At 31.8% G+C, this 17608-nt stretch carries 18 protein-coding genes; 17 read left to right on the forward strand and 1 reads right to left on the reverse strand.

Going from position 1 to position 17608, the window contains the following annotated elements:
* Positions 1 to 42: 42 nt before the first annotated feature.
* The 12 genes from J2W48_RS09375 (at position 43) to J2W48_RS09430 (ending at position 12580) form a co-directional block, all read left to right on the forward strand.
* Positions 43 to 969, forward strand: a complete 927-nt coding sequence (locus J2W48_RS09375) for a tyrosine-type recombinase/integrase (RefSeq protein WP_310280612.1) — start codon at positions 43 to 45, stop codon at positions 967 to 969.
* A 106-nt stretch (positions 970 to 1075) separates the two neighbouring features.
* A complete protein-coding gene (locus tag J2W48_RS09380; RefSeq protein ID WP_310280614.1) occupies positions 1076 to 3952 on the forward strand; it encodes a type I restriction endonuclease subunit R in 2877 nt (958 codons plus the stop codon).
* 161 nt (positions 3953 to 4113) lie between these two features.
* Entirely contained in the window at positions 4114 to 5331 is a 1218-nt protein-coding gene (lysA, locus tag J2W48_RS09385) for a diaminopimelate decarboxylase (RefSeq protein ID WP_310280616.1), read from the forward strand.
* A 331-nt stretch (positions 5332 to 5662) separates the two neighbouring features.
* Positions 5663 to 5851, forward strand: a complete 189-nt coding sequence (locus tag J2W48_RS09390; RefSeq protein WP_310280617.1) for a type II toxin-antitoxin system HicA family toxin — start codon at positions 5663 to 5665, stop codon at positions 5849 to 5851.
* The gene (locus J2W48_RS09395) at positions 5835 to 6326 is read left to right on the forward strand and encodes a type II toxin-antitoxin system HicB family antitoxin (protein WP_310280619.1); all 492 of its coding nucleotides are present in this window, start codon (positions 5835 to 5837) and stop codon (positions 6324 to 6326) included. The genes J2W48_RS09390 and J2W48_RS09395 overlap by 17 nt, the downstream gene beginning before the upstream one ends.
* A 99-nt stretch (positions 6327 to 6425) precedes the next feature.
* Positions 6426 to 6830, forward strand: coding sequence for a DUF6530 family protein (locus tag J2W48_RS09400; RefSeq protein WP_310280621.1), 405 nt, complete (start codon positions 6426 to 6428; stop codon positions 6828 to 6830).
* A 503-nt stretch (positions 6831 to 7333) separates the two neighbouring features.
* Positions 7334 to 8278, forward strand: coding sequence for a 5'-nucleotidase (locus tag J2W48_RS09405; protein WP_310280622.1), 945 nt, complete (start codon positions 7334 to 7336; stop codon positions 8276 to 8278).
* Positions 8279 to 8684: 406 nt separating this feature from the next.
* On the forward strand, positions 8685 to 8840 hold the full coding sequence (locus J2W48_RS09410; RefSeq protein ID WP_310280624.1) for a hypothetical protein: 156 nt from the start codon (positions 8685 to 8687) through the stop codon (positions 8838 to 8840).
* Positions 8841 to 8966: 126 nt separating this feature from the next.
* Entirely contained in the window at positions 8967 to 9404 is a 438-nt protein-coding gene (locus J2W48_RS09415) for a MarR family winged helix-turn-helix transcriptional regulator (protein WP_310280626.1), read from the forward strand.
* Position 9405: 1 nt separating this feature from the next.
* Entirely contained in the window at positions 9406 to 10731 is a 1326-nt protein-coding gene (locus J2W48_RS09420) for a serine hydrolase (protein ID WP_310280628.1), read from the forward strand.
* Positions 10732 to 10924: 193 nt separating this feature from the next.
* The gene (locus J2W48_RS09425) at positions 10925 to 11236 is read left to right on the forward strand and encodes a hypothetical protein (RefSeq protein ID WP_310280630.1); all 312 of its coding nucleotides are present in this window, start codon (positions 10925 to 10927) and stop codon (positions 11234 to 11236) included.
* A 390-nt stretch (positions 11237 to 11626) separates the two neighbouring features.
* On the forward strand, positions 11627 to 12580 hold the full coding sequence (locus tag J2W48_RS09430) for a phosphatase PAP2 family protein (RefSeq protein WP_310280632.1): 954 nt from the start codon (positions 11627 to 11629) through the stop codon (positions 12578 to 12580).
* An 11-nt stretch (positions 12581 to 12591) separates the two neighbouring features.
* On the opposite strand, the gene J2W48_RS09435 is transcribed toward J2W48_RS09430, so the two are convergent.
* Entirely contained in the window at positions 12592 to 12732 is a 141-nt protein-coding gene (locus J2W48_RS09435; protein ID WP_310280634.1) for a hypothetical protein, read from the reverse strand.
* A gap of 431 nt (positions 12733 to 13163) precedes the next feature.
* Between J2W48_RS09435 and J2W48_RS09440 the strand changes: the two genes are divergently transcribed.
* The 5 genes from J2W48_RS09440 (at position 13164) to J2W48_RS09460 (ending at position 17536) form a co-directional block, all read left to right on the forward strand.
* Entirely contained in the window at positions 13164 to 14819 is a 1656-nt protein-coding gene (locus J2W48_RS09440) for a sensor histidine kinase (protein ID WP_310280636.1), read from the forward strand.
* On the forward strand, positions 14816 to 15448 hold the full coding sequence (locus tag J2W48_RS09445; protein ID WP_310280638.1) for a response regulator: 633 nt from the start codon (positions 14816 to 14818) through the stop codon (positions 15446 to 15448). Before J2W48_RS09440 ends, J2W48_RS09445 begins: the two co-directional genes overlap by 4 nt.
* A 118-nt stretch (positions 15449 to 15566) precedes the next feature.
* Positions 15567 to 15887, forward strand: a complete 321-nt coding sequence (locus J2W48_RS09450; protein WP_310280640.1) for a hypothetical protein — start codon at positions 15567 to 15569, stop codon at positions 15885 to 15887.
* 604 nt (positions 15888 to 16491) lie between these two features.
* On the forward strand, positions 16492 to 16941 hold the full coding sequence (locus tag J2W48_RS09455) for a hypothetical protein (RefSeq protein ID WP_310280642.1): 450 nt from the start codon (positions 16492 to 16494) through the stop codon (positions 16939 to 16941).
* Between the two features lie 64 nt (positions 16942 to 17005).
* Positions 17006 to 17536 (forward strand): YegJ family protein, encoded by a 531-nt coding sequence (locus tag J2W48_RS09460; RefSeq protein WP_310280644.1) that lies wholly within the window; start codon positions 17006 to 17008, stop codon positions 17534 to 17536.
* Positions 17537 to 17608: the final 72 nt, after the last annotated feature.

The raw sequence follows: 17608 nt of genomic DNA on the forward strand, positions 1-17608 counted from the left end.
ATTCCTATCTTTTGAGATTAATAAAAATCTTTAAATTAAATTATGAACGAACAAAAGAAAATTTCAGAAGTCATTACCCTTTGGAAAACAGACAAAAAGCAGTATGTCAAAAAATCAAGTTTTTCGGCTTATATGCTTTTAATCGAAAATCATTTATTGCCTGTGTTTGGAGATAAACACGCTATTGAAGAAGCCGAAGTACAACAATTTGTGTTTCAGAAAATAGAGCAGGGATTGAGCCATAAAACCATCAAGGACATTTTGATTGTACTGAAAATGGTACTCAAATTCGGTGCTAAAAACAAGTGGTTAGAATATCAGGCCTTCGATATTCAATTCCCAACAGAACGGGAGAAACACGATGTTGAAGTTTTGAGCAGAGCCAATCAAAAAAAGGTAATGAACTACATTCAGGAGCATTTTACTTTCCGGAATTTAGGGATTTTTATTTGCCTGAGCGCCGGAATACGAATTGGCGAAGTTTGCGCACTCACTTGGGAAGACATTGACACCGACAGAGGAATCATCAGCGTAAAAAGAACCATACAACGTATTTATGTTATTGAAGACAACATTCGTAAAACAGAAGTTATTTTGGATACGCCAAAAACCAAAAATTCCATTCGTGATATTCCGATGAGCAGGGATTTATTAAGAATGCTAAAACCGATCAAAAAAATTGTAAACAATTCCTTTTTCGTATTGACCAATGATGAAAAACCAACGGAACCAAGAACGTATAGAAGTTATTATAAAAACTTAATGCGGGAATTAAATATGCCTGAACTCAAATTTCATGGTCTTCGCCACAGTTTCGCCACAAGATGCATTGAAAGTAAATGCGATTATAAGACTGTGAGTGTTTTGCTGGGACATTCCAATATCAGTACAACTTTAAACCTGTATGTGCACCCTAATTTAGAACAAAAGAAAAAAGCAATTGACCAAATGTTCAGAGCATTGAGGTAAATTACAAGTTGTGAATTATGAGTGATTTGTTAGTTTCATTTTTGTAAGTTTGTAACGATTAAAGTATTCAAACTACCATTGACATAACTCATAATTCACAACTATTTTGACCAAACAATCCGAACAGGTTTTAGAAGAGCAACTCATTGCCCAATTACAAAAATTAGGCTATCAATATGTAGCTATTTCCGATGAAAAATCGTTATTATCCAACCTGAAAACGCAATTGGAGAAACACAACCGAATTCAGTTCAGCGATTCGGAATTTGAAAAAGTAATTAATATCCTCAACAAAGGTTCGGTGTTTGAAAAAGCCAAAATTTTGCGCGAGAAACAGCATATTATAAGGGACAATGGCGATAATCTGTATTTTGAGTTTATTCAAAGTGAGCATTGGTGTCAAAATCAATTTCAGGTAACACAACAAATATCCATAAAAGGTACTTACGATAACCGTTATGATGTTACTTTACTTGTCAATGGATTGCCCTTGGTACAAATAGAACTCAAACGTCGGGGTTTGGAGATGAAGGAAGCTTTTAATCAAATCAATCGGTATCAAAAACATAGTTTTAGTGCAGGACAAGGTTTGTTTCATTTTATACAACTCTTCATTATCAGTAATGGTGTAAATACCAAATATTTTAGCAATTTTGGTGGCACACATAAACAAGAATACCTACAAACCTTTCATTGGACAGACGAAAACAATAAACCACTCAATAATCTTTTAAACGAATTTGCCGATACTTTTTTAGAACCCTGCCACATCAGCAAAATGATCTGCAAATATATTGTACTGAACGAGACAGAAAAGAAATTAATGGTATTGCGTCCTTACCAATATTTTGCAGTAGAAAACATTATCAAAAAAGTAACAGAAAACACCATTTTGAATGGCTATGACATTGAAAAGAACGGTTATATATGGCATACGACAGGCTCCGGAAAAACACTAACCAGTTTTAAAGCGAGTCAGATTTTATCTGCTATTCCAGCGATTCAAAAAGTTGTTTTTGTTGTTGACAGAAAAGATTTGGATTATCAAACCAATCAGGAATACGATAAATTTAGTAAAGGTTGTGTGAGTTCCGCAGAAAATACAGATGACCTTATTCGTAAATTCAATGACCCGAATGTAAAAGTTATTGTAACTACAATTCAAAAACTAAACAATGCTATTTCGGGCAGATACCTTTACAGAATGAGTAACATTCAGCACCAACGAATGGTATTTATTTTTGATGAATGTCATCGCTCGCAATTTGGAGAAACGCATAAAAACATAGTAAGTTATTTTACCAATATTCAACTTTTTGGATTTACCGGGACACCTATTTTGGCGGAAAATGCTAATGGCGAAAAAACAACCACAAGTTTATTTGGAAAATGTTTACACAAATATGTCATAACTGATGCTATTAGAGATGAGAATGTTTTGCGTTTCTCAGTAGAATATATCAAGACCTTTAAGCAAAAAGAACATATCGTAGATTTAAAAATAGAACAAATTAACGAAATTGAAGTATTTGAAGCGCCTGAACGCAAAAATGCAATTGTAGATTATATCTTGCAACATCATAATCAAAAAACACAAAGCGGAAGCTTTTGTGCAATGATGTGTGTGCAGGATATTGATGCCGTAATTCAGTATTACGAAATTTTTAAAGCTAAAAAGAAACGTGACGAACATGATTTAAAAATAATTACCATTTTTAGTTTTGCCCAAAACGAAGAGGAAATGGAATATACTATTGATGAATCAGAATTGGATATGGCAGCTGAACCAGAAGCTCAATATGGCACTAAACCAAAGCCACATCGCCGTGAAATATTAGACAATTATATAGTCGATTTTAACAACACATTTGGTACTGCTCATAGTACTAAAGACAGTCAGAGTTTCTATAATTATTACAATGACGTAGCCAAAAAGGCAAAACAAAAAGAAGCCGATATATTGTTGGTTGCCAATATGTTTTTGACTGGTTTTGACAGTAAATTTGTCAATACTTTGTATGTTGATAAAAATCTTCAATACCACGGCTTAATACAAGCCTTCAGTCGTACCAATCGTACCTATGATAAAAACAAAACACAAGGAAATATTGTATGTTTTCGTAATTTGAAGGATAAAACCGATGAGGCAATAACCCTTTTCAGTAACAAAGAAGCCATTGATGAAATCATTGTAGAACCGTATGAGCAATATGTAGCGAAATTTAATGAAGCATCGCAAAAAATGCTGGAATTAGTACCACAAGTACGTGCTGTAGATGATTTATATACCGAAGAAGATAAAATGCAGTTTATTATAGCATTTAGAAATCTCATGCGATTGTACAAAAAAATGAGTCATTATACTGAATTTACTTGGGATGATTTGGAAATTGACGAACAACTTTTTGTCGATTATAGCAGTAAATACCAAGATTTAAAACAACAAATATCAACTCAACCTGATAAGGATAAAACATCTATACTTAATGATATCGATTTTGAACTGGAGTTAATCCAAAGAGACACCATCAATGTAACTTACATCATTCAATTATTGATAAAATTAAAGTCCAGAAACAATTCCAAAGAAAAAGAAAGCATTGAAAAAGAAATAGCTAATTTATTAAATAGCCAGGTCTCATTAAGAAGTAAACGAGAATTAATTGATAAATTTATTCAGGAAAATTTACCTGTAATTGAAGATACAGACACTATTCCAGATGAGTTTGAAAAATTCTGGAGCGAAGAACAATTAAAAGCTTTTAACACTTTAGTAGTCGAAGAAAATCTTTCAGAACAAAAAACAGAAAAATTATTGGAAAATTATCTTTTTGCTGAAAGAGAGCCGTTACGAGATGAAATTTTAGAGCTTCGAATGGAAGGAAGGCCAAGCGTTTTGAAAGCTAAAGAAATTGGAGACAGAATTCTGAGCAAGATTATAAACTTTGTAGATACTTTTGTTAATGGTGTTACTGGAAAATAATAAAAAGCAACATAATTTATTTTAATAATATTTTGTTTTAAAAAAAGAATAATCGCAATAATTTTGTTTAAAAATAAACAATTTGTTATAATTTGTTATTTTTCTACATTTAATTTGTTTCCTCTCAAAAGAGTAATAAATTTGTCCAAAATAGTTTATAAATGCAAGCAAAAGATTTACTGCAGTTAGCAGACCAATTTGGAAGTCCATTATATGTTTATGATGCCGAAAAAATCCAATCACAGTACAACAGGTTAACGAAAGCTTTCTCTAAGGTAGAAAACTTGCGAATTAACTATGCCATGAAGGCTTTGTCTAACGTTGCGATTCTTCAGTTATTAAAGAACATGGGGTCTGGCTTAGATACTGTATCAATTCAGGAAGTTTTACTGGGGCTTCATGCTGGCTTTGAACCTGACAGAATCTTCTTTACACCAAACGGTGTTTCGTTAGAAGAAATCGAGGAAGTAACCGCAATGGGCGTTCAGATCAATATTGACAACCTTTCTATATTAGAACAGTTCGGAACCAAATACCCAAGCGTACCTGTATGTATCCGTATCAATCCGCACGTTATGGCGGGTGGTAACGAAAATATTTCGGTAGGTCATATTGATAGTAAATTCGGAATTTCTGTACATCAGTTGCCTCATTTGGTGCGTATTGTCGAAAATACGAACATGAATATCGTAGGTATCCACATGCACACGGGATCTGATATTTTAGATATTGAAGTATTTTTATATGCAGCCGAAATATTATTCGACGCCGCTAAAAAATTCAAAAATCTGGAGTTTTTAGATTTCGGGAGCGGATTCAAAGTACCGTACAAAAAAGACGATATCGAAACCGATATAGAGGAATTAGGTAAAAAATTATCAAAAAGATTTAATTCTTTCTGTGCCGAATATGGTAAAGATTTAACCCTGATTTTTGAACCGGGAAAATTTTTGGTGAGTGAAGCAGGTTTCTTTTTAGCGAAAGTTAACGTAGTAAAACAAACGACCTCAACGGTTTTTGCCGGAATCGATAGTGGTTTCAACCATTTGATTCGTCCAATGTTCTACGGTTCACAGCATCATATCGAAAACATCTCGAATCCAAAAGGAAAAGAGCGTTTTTACTCTGTAGTAGGATATATTTGCGAAACCGATACGTTTGCAAGCAACAGAAGAATCCCTGAAATTGCAGAAGGCGACATCTTAGCGTTCAGAAACGCAGGAGCCTATTGTTTCTCCATGGCTTCGAACTACAATTCAAGATACAAACCGGCTGAGGTTTTATGGAAAGACGGTCAGGGAATCCTGATTCGCCAACACGAAACTTTCGAAGATTTGCTTAAAAATCAAATTCCGTTGCCAGTAGAAGCAACAGTTTAAAAATAAAAAAAAGAGAATATCAATGCTAAGTCCCGTTCCCGAAAGGTGAATGGGATTTTTTTTGAAGCTAATTTGTAAAAACGTATAACAATTTTGTTATATAACAAAATTGTTATATATTTGTGCTACGTTTATCATTCGTCGTAAAAGCTAATAGTAAAATAGGTCAAGATACGTTCATAGTAGTCTATAAATTTTAAGACATTTAAAAAGAACAAGTAGGACAAAGTATAAAATAAAGCAATAAGGAAAAAAGTCAGATAAACAATTAATTTAAAAAGAGTATTATGAGTGAAAGAAAAAACAAATTGTTTAACTTAACAACACATCGATGGCTAAAGTTAATGAAGTTATCAGACTTCTTATTGAAGACGGTTGGTTTTTATTCAAGCATGGTAAAAAGCATGATTTGTATAGACACAACATCAAAGAGAATCAAATTCCAATTCCGAGACATGGAAGCAGTGAATTAGCTAAAGGTACACATTTAAGTATCTTAAAAGATGCAGGACTTAAATAGTCCTGTATTTTTCTTAATATTTCATAATAAAAAGAAAAAGAAATATTTTACTAAAAAAATGACCAATAAACAAACAATCACAGTCGTAATCGAAAAAACTGAAACTGGATTTTCTGCATATGCAGTAGACTTTTCTGGAATGGCTACTGTCGGTGAAACATTTTCTGAATTAAAAGAAAATATTCAAGAAGTTTTTGAAATGCAAATAGAATATTTGCAAGAAAATGATCCGTCAATTAAACAAGAAAATTTTGAGATTAATTATAATATTGATCTTGAACAATTTTTTGAGTATTTTTCAGTAATAAATAAAACTGCTTTCGCTGAGCGTTATGCTAAAGTAAATCCTAGTTTATTCCGTCAATACACAAAAGGGTTAACTTCTCTCTCTAGTGATAAGTTAAAACAAATTTCTGATGGACTACATAAGCTAGCTGATGAGTTAAATGATTTAACATTTGCAGAATTAAAATAGGCTTTTGACAAGTTTCGATTATATATCCCTGCATTATTATAGTACAGGGATTTTTTATGCACAAAAAACAAAATAATTAATTCTACTAAAATAAATTTAATGGACTCTCCAAAACACCTACAACACAAACCAATAATTTCGGTAAATGATTACGATAAAATTGACGCTCAATATAGATTTGCAACTGATGTAAAAGCTCTTTCAATTGGCAATGCCCAATATGATTACGATGAGATTTCTTTAAAAGTATGGAGACATACCGGAGAAAAATGGACTAGACAAAGTGAAGAATTACCATTACATAGAAGCATTGATCTCAATATTTTATTACTAGGGGCACTAATGACAGATATAAACTCAGGTTATCCTAAAACTAATTTAAGAGAACAAATTGATGACCAAAATAAAGTTCAAGAAATAAAAGATTATTATTTATCTCACGAAATTTTTCTAAAGCCAAGATTAGAAGAACTTAGAGATAAATTAAATGAATTTTTAAAATAATGAATACAACTCTTTTAAAATTATAGAATCAAGAGAGGATCTCTTTCCGACTATCTCTTTCATTTTACAAATAAAAAAAATGCAATAGAAACTTTACAAAAGATTACTTCAGACAAAGCTCTTAAAGATATAATAGCTAAAGGAGTAATTTGTTTTACCGAAGCTCCTTTACTTTCATTAGTAAGAATGTTTGAGATTTTCAATAAATATGAAAACCCTATGTATGCACCATATGGCGTTGCAATAAAAAAAGATTTAATTTTTGAACTTGGAGGACGACCTATTATTTATGGTTTACCAGAAGAAAAAGAATATTTACATGAATCAATTGTTTGGCGTTTTGAATCCGCTCCGCTTCATAAAAGGATACGGTCTCTATCCCTTATCTGTATCTAATACCGACAATAAATATTAATATTTGTAAGATAAAAAGATTATTTTAGCAATATAAAACACTAATTACTAACGAAATAAATACGGTAGTAAAAAAATTAAAGTAAACGATGTCATTAGATTTATCAGAAATATTAGTTGTAGGGGTATCAAGTAGATCTTTATTTAATCTTGAAGTTGAAAATAGAATATTTGAAGAAGAAGGAATTTCAGGATATAGAAAATTTCAACAAGAGAATGAAGATATTGATCTTGAACCTGGAACGGCCTTTCATCTTGTACAAAGTCTTTTACACCTTAATGCTGATGCACGGAAAAGAATAGTTGAAGTTATTGTTATGTCCAGGAACAGCCCCGAGACAGGCGTTCGTATCATGAATTCTGTACGTAAATATAATTTAGATATAACAAGAATGGCATTTAGTGGTGGAGAGCCTTTAGCTCCTTATATTGATGCGTTTGATATTGATTTATTTCTAAGTAAAGATTTAAAAGATGTACAATCAGTTATTGATTCAAAAAAAGCAGCAGCAGCTTATATTTATGAGCCACCTACAGAATTTAAACCTAACGATAATAGAGTAAAAATAGCATTTGATGCAGATGCAGTATTGTTTTCTGATGAATCTGAACATCGCTATAAAACGGAAGGCATGGAGGCATTTCACAAATATGAAAAAGAACATGAGGATGATCCTTTGAAAGAAGGACCATTTGCAAAACTATTGATTAAACTTTCAAAAATACAAGATGAATTACCAACCAGTATAGAACTTTCTCCATTAAGGCTTGCCATAGTGACGGCTAGAAATGCACCTTCACATATGAGAGTAATTAAAACACTCAGGAAATGGGGAGTATATGTAGATGAGGCATATTTTTTAGGAGGACTTTCAAAAGATAAGATATTACAAGCTTTTGGCGCACATATCTTTTTTGATGACCAGGATGTTCATCTAAAGGATTCTTCAAAATTAGTTCCTTCTGGAAAAGTTCCGTATTCTTCAGATTCATTGTTGAATGAAGTTGAAAAAATATTAGAAGAGAAAAAGTAAATGAATATAACTTCAAATTTGACAAACTCATGAATAATGAAGAAAATTGCATTACTTTTTTAAAGCAAAAACCACGCTGCGCAAAGTCTTCAGACTTTGCGTAATTTTAAAATTATGTGTAATCCGTTAAAGTCTCAAAAGTCTCCTGACTTTTAACGGGAATGCCTTGGTAAGTATGCACTAAAGAGTTGTAAAAAAATTAAAGTATTAACAAAGATGTTGAATTCCTAAGACGCTCACGGAAAAGTCAGGAGACTTTTATTAGATTTACGGTTTTCAAGAACATTTTAGAAAAGTCGCAAAGTCTGAAGACTTTGCGTAGCGGGAGTTTTTGCTCGACGAATGAAGTCTATTCCCGCTTAGCGAAATCAAATATTTCTAATTCATTTTTAAACTTCTATAAAAAATGAAAAGAGAAAATACAATTGATATAGTGCGAGGAATTGTAATGATTATTATGGCATTAGACCACGTTCGTGATTTGATGCATATTGATTCTGTTACCCAAAATCCAGCAGATTTAACCACAATTGCTTCATCAGGGTTATTTGTAAAAATCTAAGACTGCTAAAATGAGGTTTCAGAAATAATCTCATAAAGCAACCATATTTATAAAAATTAAAAAATTTATTAAAAAACACACAAATATAATTGATATATCAATTATATTTGTGTCAAACAAATTGTAATGAAAAATAACAATCCAACAGGAACTGTCCTTTACACAATTGAACAGACAATTAAGGAATATAGAAAAATTTCACAAAAAAACATAAGTCAGATAGTAAGTGATATTACGGTTGACCAATGTTTGTTACTAATCATCCTTGACAAAAATGCGGTTTATTCTCAAAAGGAAATTGCCGAATTAATTTTTAAGGATAACGCATCCATTACAAGAATTATAGAGTTAATGGTTCAAAAAGATTATCTGACAAGGCAGATAAACGAATCTGACAGAAGGAAATTTAATCTTGAAATAACAGAAAAAGGAAAGAAAACAATTGAATTATTAACACCCATAATACACAAAAACAGAGAAGTTCCGCTGGAAGGATTATCAGAAAATGAAATTGAATTACTGGACAAATTACTGGCTAAAATAATCTCAAATTGTAAAAAATAATATGAAGAAAAGCTATCAAATGCCAAAATCCGCACAAATTATCCTGTTATTACTTTTCCCAATATTCATTTTTGGACAAAAAAAAATATCGACTAATCTGGCTAACTACATGCAGGCACAAGTTGAAGTAAATAATTTTAGCGGAACAGTCCTGGTTTCAAAAAACGGTTCTGTTTTATTGAAAAAAGCATATGGTTTGGCAGATTACGAGTGGAATATTAAAAATACCATTGATACCAAATTTCAGTTGGCTTCGGTAACCAAACAATTTACGGCTGCGGCTGTTCTTCAATTAGTAGAAAAAGGAAAATTGTCCCTTGATGATAAGCTGAATAAATTTTTTCCGGATTATCCAAAAGCGGACAGTGTTACGATTCATATGTTATTATCTCATTCTTCGGGACTTGCTATGGGCTTTAAAGAATTGGCAGTAAGCACCATAAGCGTTGATTCAGCGTATGCTGAAATAAAAAAAATACCTTACGAATTTTCACCAGGGACAAAAACGGCATACAGTAATATTGGATATTACATACTGGCTAAGATTATAGAAAAAGTTTCAGGTGAGCAGTACGCAGTGTATTTAAGAAAAAATATATTTGAAAAAGCAGGAATGAAAAATACAGGTGTAAGCAATAATGATTCGATAATCTCAAAAAAAGCAAAAGTGTATTACCGAATGGAGAAAAGTTATATCCATAATCCTTATATCAATTGGGGAGTTAACCTGGGCCATGATGGTGTTTATTCTACCGTTGAAGATTTGGCTTTATGGGACAAGGCGTTATACGGAACCACTATCTTGTCAGAAGAAATGAAGGAATTAATGTTTACGTCTCATAATTCTGAAAATTGGGGATATGGATTTATAATTAATCCATTTTATAACCACGGACATCAGCTGATTGCACATGACGGAGGTTTTTATGGAACCATGACATCTTTTAACCGATTTACAGATGATAAAATTTTTGTAACTGTTCTTTCCAACAATGAATCATTTTCATATATCATTGGGTATGGGCTTTCGGCAATTGCATTGCAAAAAGAAGTAGAACTTCCATACATACATCATCAAACGAAAATAGATACTGCATTATATGATAAATATACAGGTAAATATGGAGCAATTGAAATTTTAAAAATTGAAGGTAAACTTTACTATAATACTGTAGAAATGGAACTCCTGCCTGAGTCTAAAACAAAATTTTTCAGGGCGGATAATAATGACAGAACAATTGAATTTATTGAGGACAAATCAGGCAATTTCAGTTCCATAATTTTCGCAAAAGGAGGAGTGAGAGAAATTTTTCAGAAGAATAATTAAAAAAGCGTCTATTTGTGTAAGGTTAATTGCCTCCAACTTACAAAATTCATTAATTTTATCCCTCAACCCAAATGTGTAAAAATGAAAATAATATTTTTAGCATTTATATTTCTGATTGGATTATCAGTATGGACAAACATTAAAGAAACTGATAGGGAAGTGGCAATTAGTAAATGAACCAAGAATACTAACTATGATCAGCAATAAAGATTTTTATAACTCAATTTCTAACGAAAATTTTGATAGCGTCTATAAATTTATTGAGATGCAGATTAAAAGAGAAGGGACACAATTTTACACCTACAAGGATTACGAATTTCATTTATACGACAATTCGGAAATTTTTATTAAAAAAAAAGGTTATACTTTATCTAAAATATGGAAGGGAAATGACATTTTTTCATTTGCAAAAAAAGTAAAAGAAAATAAGGAAATGGTTGCGAAAACCAATCAGCTATTTTTGGAAATTTTGACGTTTTCAAATAAGAATTCCAATAATCAATAAACTAAGTGAGTCAAACAATAGTGGAACTGGTCGAAGTCAGAAAATTTTCCGCCGATAGCCCGCAAAATAAATCATTCTTTAATTATCCCATTCCCGAAAGGTGAATGGGATTTTTGTTTAAAGGTTTCAAGCAATTTTTAAAAAAAAAGTAAATTTCTAAAAAATGTAAGATATTTTTTTACTAAATTTATGTAAGTGTGATTTTTATTGATTTCAAGGTGTTGATTTTTAATATCTTGGCCGTTTTTGTTCTTTTTGAAAATTACAGCTAGAAAAAAACGAAAAACATATTTGGGCTTAGTGCAAAAGCAGTAAAAATCACAAGAAGCCCTTTTAATTAAAAACGGGTTTTATTAGATGATGTTGAAATAAAATTTAAAATTGTTTACTATGAAATTCTACGCTTTAATTTTTTTTAGTCTATTTTCGATCCCTTCCTTTGCTCAGAATGACAGTTTGGCGATAAAAAATCAGAATGACAGCCTTAAGATAAAAAAAGAAAACCGCTTCAAAGTTGCAGGTTCAGTACTTTCAGACAGCTATCTGAGTGTCCCCGGTGATTTTTCGGCAATGGGACATAACGTGTCAAGTGACTGGAAAAGAACAGCAATTTATACCGCAGGAATAATTGGTTTAATAGCCATAGACAAACAAACAACAGGTTTTCTGCACGATCACATTGAACCAAATATAAAATATAGTTTGCCGGATGTTAAAAGCACAATCCCTCATGTAATCGGAAATGACTCCTATATTGTTTATCCCATTATCGGATTATATGCCGGCTCCTTAATAATTAACAATGAAAAAGGACAAGTTGTTGCTGTTAATGCTATTAAATCTTTAGCCTATTCATATGTCCTGACTCAGGTAGTTATGAAAAGTCTGGCGTCCAGAAACAGACCACAAAGGAGATTAAATGATGACAATCCTGTAAAAGAGCCATGGACAAAAGATCCCTGGGATTTTGGCAACTTCGATAAAATTCACTTTGGGCATGGAGGCAGCGGTACTTCATTTCCCTCTTTTCATGCGACCTCTTATTTTGCTGTTGCAAAAGTATTTCAAATGGAATATAACAACTATTGGATACCTTATACATTTGTAACTGCGGTATTTCTTGCCGATATAAAAAGTCATGACCATTGGGTTTCAGACTTATTGGTCGGTGGATTAGTAGGGACAATAATTGGTCGGTCTATTGTGATCAGTAGCCGTAAGCAAAGGGCAAAAAGAGAATCCAATGTTTTTAACGAGAATCCTAAAAAAATTATAATGCACAAGCAATTGATACCACAAGTTTCAAATTCTATGATCGGACTCCATTTTATTGGAACTTTTTAGAATTTGTTTAATTATAATTTATTCCGGATTACAGAAAGGTGGATGCTGTTTGTAGGCGTGTCCCTGCGGGTCGGGCTTTCGGCTATATCTTTTATTCCGCTCCGCTCCATAAAAGGATACCGCCTCAATCCCTCACGCGAACTTGGTTTCATAAGAAATAAATTTATTTAACGGAAAAAATATTACATTTAGAGAAATCATGTATCTATTTTTAAACGTTTATAAAAAATGAAAAGTGAAAGCTCAATTGATATAGTGCGGGGAATTGTAATGATTATTATGGCATTAGTGATTTGATGCATATTGATTCTATTACCCCAAATCCAACAGATTTGACCATAACAATACCAATATTATTTTTTACAAGATAGATTACGCATTTGTGTCACTAACTGACAAGGATGTTTCATTAAATCTAAATAAGCATTTAGAGAATGTAGTAGAACTATTGCTTCAAAGTTTCTTTTAAGACACCAAACCAAGTATATTTACATAAATTAAAAAACCACCAAACCAGGAAAAAGTTACATTTATGACTTGAATCCGCCTTACTAAACTGGCTTTATCTTTAAAATAGATTTTAATGAACATCAAAACATTAATACTGATCATAATTAATAGTTTAATCGCATTGGTAATTGCTTTATTGTCTTTTTCTTCATACAAGCAGTTTTCAAACGTTTTAAACGATCGTATTTTACTGCAATTAAATTCTATTAAGACACTCAAGCAAAACCAGATTGAACATTTATTAAAATCAGAATGGGAGCGATTTGAGGCTTCCGAATTGTACAACCAAAACATTGACAGTACCGTATTAAGGCTTCCGGATAGTATTAAAAATAGTAATGGAATTCACGATTTCACCCCTTACCATGTTGATAAAAAAACAACAATAGGTTTTATCTCAAATTCGAAAAGGGGTAGAATAATTAAAGTTATTGATTACAACAAAATTAAAAAAATACTCCTTGAACGTACAGGAATGGGTGACAGTGGCGAATCTTATCTTGTGGGTGATGATTTCCGAATGCGTTCTCAATCTCGTTTTTATCCAAATAAAACCCCTTTCACCATATTTGTTAAAACAAAAGGTGTGGCCAATGCTTTTAAAGGGATCAATGGCAGAGGTGTTTTTGAGGATTACAGGGGTATTGATGTATATAGTGTATACAGTCTCATAGTAGTCGGAAACTTAAAGATGGTTATTCTGTCTGAAATAGATGTTGATGAGGTTACTATCCCCTTAAAAGAATTGAAAGAAAGACTTGTAGGTTTAACTCTTGCTATTTTTTTACTGGCTGTTATGCTTTCTCTTTTTCTGACAAGATTTATTACCAACCCAATTAGGAATATGCAAAAAAGTCTCAGAATTATGGCAGAAGGAGACTATAACCAAACCAATGAATTTATAAAAAATTCTAAGGAAATAAAGGAAATGTTTGATGCTCTGGCGAATTTGAAAGCTTCTTTGCAAGGTGCCGTAAAATTCTCCGATGATATTGGCAAAATGAATTTACATACCGATTTTAAGCCTAAAAGTCCTAATGATTTGCTGGGAAAAAGCCTTTTAGCAATGAGAGATAAGCTTATAGAGTTTAGAAATAATGAAGAAAATACAAGAATATCATCAAAACGGATGTTGGTAAACGGTATGGAAAATGAAAGACGCCGACTTTCGCGAGAACTCCATGATGGTGTAGGCCCCTATTTAACATCTTTGAAACACTACATTGAAAACAGAGTTAAAAATGAATTGAAGAAAACAGAAATGAAAAAAATAGTTGATGCTACCATTTCTGAAATCAGATTGATGTCAAATGCCTTAATGCCTGCTTCAATAGATGATTTTGGAATTGGAGTTACGTTAACAAACTTTATTGAAAGCCTGAAAAAATCGACAACTGTAACTATTGAATACGAAGATTTAACCCAGCAGGAAAATTCTAATATTACCAACCATCAGGCTATTAATCTTTTTAGAATAAGCCAGGAGCTAATTAATAATTCATTAAAACATGCTGATGCAAAAAATATCCGAATTACACTTTCAGAATTTGATGAATTTATTTCTCTCTTTTATTTTGATGATGGTATTGGGTTTGATATAAGCACTGTTAAATTAGGTTTAGGAATTATTAACATCAAAGAGCGTGTAGAAATTTGCAATGGTAAAATTACAATCAGTGCAACTCCCGGAAATACAACCTTTGAAATCGAATTACCCATAGAATTATGAACGAAATCAAATTAATAATAGCTGATGATCATGAGCTTTTTCGAAAAGGACTTGCTGAGCTCCTAAGAAAGCATGACGATATAAAAATAGTTAAAAGTGTTGCTGATGGTTTAGAATTGATGGAACTTATAAACAACCAATTTGAGGCCGATATTGTATTGTTGGACATTACTATGCCAAATATGGATGGTTTTCAGGTTTTAAAAGAATTAAAAACTTTAACTTCTAATATAAAACCTATTGTGATTTCTATGCACAATGACGGTAATTACATCGCAAAATGTGCTAAAATGGGGGCTTACGGATACCTGTTAAAAAATACAGATGAAGCTGAATTAATTCTTGCAATAAGAAGCGTTAATAATGGGAAAAAATATTTCAGTGCTGAAATTTCTGAAAAAATGATAAACTTTATGTCAACACAAAGCACCAGTGAAAATGTGTTGTCCAATAAGGAAACCGAAGTTTTAGGATTAATTTCTAAGGGGTTAACAACTAAAGAAATTGCTGCTAAATTATTTGTTAGTTCACGCACGATAGAAACCCATCGTGCCAATATTTTAAAAAAGCTAGAAGTTAAAAATACCGCCGAACTCATTAAAAAAGCAACAAAAATGAATTTAGTATAACGTATTAAAAACAAATTCCTATCCGTATAAATACGGATGTAAATTGGGTAGATTCACATAATCCTAAAAGACTATTACTGGATGTAACTTTGTTTAAGAACAATAAAAAGTAATAGCCATGAAAAATATAGCATTGATTTTAGGAGTTTTATTAATTTCTTTTAGTGCATTTGCACAAGAAAAAAGTAATGTAAAACAGAGTGATTTAAAAGGTCCGGCTTTTAAAAATTATAAACCTTGGATGCACAAAACACAGCCAATTAAAATATATTCAGAAAATAATAAAACATCACTTCAGGGACCAGCATATAAAAACAATCAACCGGTGAGAAACACTTCAAAACAAGATCTGGTTGAAGTGAAAATAGGTGGTACTGAAAGACAAAAGTTAACTGGACCGGCATATAAAAACCATGGACCTTGGATTAAAAAAGGGTAATGTGTCACTAACTGAATTTGATAGTCCAGATTTTATCACTGTCTAAAATCTGATTCAATAGTGATTAGAAAAATAAAGAGGTTGTTCGAAAAGTAATTTTCGGACAATCTCTTTTTTGTTTCCCCATCCCGAAAGTAATCCTATCGTGTGAACACAATCCTATTAAGTTCCCAACCTTGAATAGCTGATTTAACAATACTCTAAATCAAATGATCTTCTTCATAACACAATCCTCCATCAAATAACATGTTCCAACTCAATATCAATTTCCTCAATGATTTTTAAACCTAATTTTTGATAGAAGTCAAAGCTTTATTAAATCGATTAACATTTAGAGCCTGTTTAAATTTTATCTAATTACTTTTTACGGATTATTTTCCGCTATATTTCGTTAAATTTACTCAAAAAATAAGTCTATTATTCTTTCAAAATTTGCCTCATCTATTGAAAAATAATCTCATAAAATCTAAATGTAAAAATCTGGGCATTTACAAATGAAGAAAATGCTAAAAAAATGCTAAAAAATGATAGAAAAAAAATTGAAAAAAAATAATTGTTTCAGTTCTTTTAATTAGCAGAGTTTAACCCAAAAAACACCAAAACCATGAAAATTACGATTCCCCTGTCGGTATTATTCCTGTTGCTTACCACTACTTTATTCAGCCAGACTATCGCTGATTTAAAACTAAAAAGCAAAGAAATTCCAAAAACCTATACTTTAAGCGACGGAAATAACTGTATTTCTATTCAGGCCTGTATTTTCTATAATGATATTGGAACATACAGCAACATTGTTGGAACGATAAAGAGCAAAGCAATTCAAAGTTTTAAAAGTAAAACAGATAGTGGATCTATTATGTATTTTGAATTTGAAAACAGATTCAAAGGTGACAGGTTTCTGCAAGGATTGCTGTGGGGAAAAGACGGTCAGCCAACAGATGAACATCCGGAAGAGTATCTTGCAAAAGGAAAATTTCTGATCATCTGGAGTTTTCATCCGGATAGCACCATCAAGGAAAAATCAGAAGCTAAAATAGATGCGATTTTGCAATAAGAAAAAGATTCTGTGAAGCTTTTCGACTTCTTATGCCAAATTTTAATGATTAAAAAAATAGAAAATGAAAATAAAAATAAAAATAAAAATAAAAATAAAAACTTTATTACTGTTAGGTGCATTTTGCTTTATAAGCTGTAAGGATTCGAATAAAATTGAAAGAGAAAATGAACCAACAATTTATGGTGTAGAAAGCGGGGATAAAGAAATGGCTGCGGCAATTCAAAAAGCCAATCAGACCTTAAGCGATTTCAACGCTGGCTTATCGAATCCTAAAGCAGAATATCAGGCATTAAAAGTTGAGTTTACGAATTCAGGGGATAGTGAACATATGTGGGTTGGTAATATTGAATATAGGGATGGTAAATATTCCGGAATTTTAAATAATGAACCTGAATATATTACTCAATATAAGGCAGGAGATAAAGTAGATATTGATAATTCGAAAATTAGCGATTGGATGTACGTAGAAAGCGGGAAATTATTTGGAGGTTTTACAATAAGAGTATTACGAAACAGAATGACTGTGGAGGAACGAAAACAATTTGACGAAGAAAACGGAATGGAAATGGCATTTTTTCACTTGCAAAAATAGAAAAACAAAATAAGGAGTTGAGAAAGAAACCAATGAGATCTTTTTAGAAATTTTGGAATTGTCTAATAAAGA

Source organism: Flavobacterium piscis (genome assembly GCF_031457575.1).
Taxonomy (GTDB): Bacteria; Bacteroidota; Bacteroidia; order Flavobacteriales; family Flavobacteriaceae; genus Flavobacterium; species Flavobacterium piscis_A.

What these genes read in the sequence shown, in the direction of transcription:
- J2W48_RS09375 (WP_310280612.1), top strand. Translation starts at nt 43, where the DNA reads ATGAACGAACAAAAGAAAATTTCAGAAGTCATTACCCTTTGGAAAACA.
- lysA (WP_310280616.1), top strand. Translation starts at nt 4,114, where the DNA reads ATGCAAGCAAAAGATTTACTGCAGTTAGCAGACCAATTTGGAAGTCCA.
- J2W48_RS09390 (WP_310280617.1), top strand. Translation starts at nt 5,663, where the DNA reads ATGGCTAAAGTTAATGAAGTTATCAGACTTCTTATTGAAGACGGTTGG.
- J2W48_RS09395 (WP_310280619.1), top strand. Translation starts at nt 5,835, where the DNA reads ATGCAGGACTTAAATAGTCCTGTATTTTTCTTAATATTTCATAATAAA.
- J2W48_RS09400 (WP_310280621.1), top strand. Translation starts at nt 6,426, where the DNA reads ATGGACTCTCCAAAACACCTACAACACAAACCAATAATTTCGGTAAAT.
- J2W48_RS09405 (WP_310280622.1), top strand. Translation starts at nt 7,334, where the DNA reads ATGTCATTAGATTTATCAGAAATATTAGTTGTAGGGGTATCAAGTAGA.
- J2W48_RS09410 (WP_310280624.1), top strand. Translation starts at nt 8,685, where the DNA reads ATGAAAAGAGAAAATACAATTGATATAGTGCGAGGAATTGTAATGATT.
- J2W48_RS09415 (WP_310280626.1), top strand. Translation starts at nt 8,967, where the DNA reads ATGAAAAATAACAATCCAACAGGAACTGTCCTTTACACAATTGAACAG.
- J2W48_RS09420 (WP_310280628.1), top strand. Translation starts at nt 9,406, where the DNA reads ATGAAGAAAAGCTATCAAATGCCAAAATCCGCACAAATTATCCTGTTA.
- J2W48_RS09425 (WP_310280630.1), top strand. Translation starts at nt 10,925, where the DNA reads ATGATCAGCAATAAAGATTTTTATAACTCAATTTCTAACGAAAATTTT.
- J2W48_RS09430 (WP_310280632.1), top strand. Translation starts at nt 11,627, where the DNA reads ATGAAATTCTACGCTTTAATTTTTTTTAGTCTATTTTCGATCCCTTCC.
- J2W48_RS09435 (WP_310280634.1), bottom strand. Translation starts at nt 12,732, where the DNA reads ATGAAACCAAGTTCGCGTGAGGGATTGAGGCGGTATCCTTTTATGGAG.
- J2W48_RS09440 (WP_310280636.1), top strand. Translation starts at nt 13,164, where the DNA reads ATGAACATCAAAACATTAATACTGATCATAATTAATAGTTTAATCGCA.
- J2W48_RS09445 (WP_310280638.1), top strand. Translation starts at nt 14,816, where the DNA reads ATGAACGAAATCAAATTAATAATAGCTGATGATCATGAGCTTTTTCGA.
- J2W48_RS09450 (WP_310280640.1), top strand. Translation starts at nt 15,567, where the DNA reads ATGAAAAATATAGCATTGATTTTAGGAGTTTTATTAATTTCTTTTAGT.
- J2W48_RS09455 (WP_310280642.1), top strand. Translation starts at nt 16,492, where the DNA reads ATGAAAATTACGATTCCCCTGTCGGTATTATTCCTGTTGCTTACCACT.
- J2W48_RS09460 (WP_310280644.1), top strand. Translation starts at nt 17,006, where the DNA reads ATGAAAATAAAAATAAAAATAAAAATAAAAATAAAAACTTTATTACTG.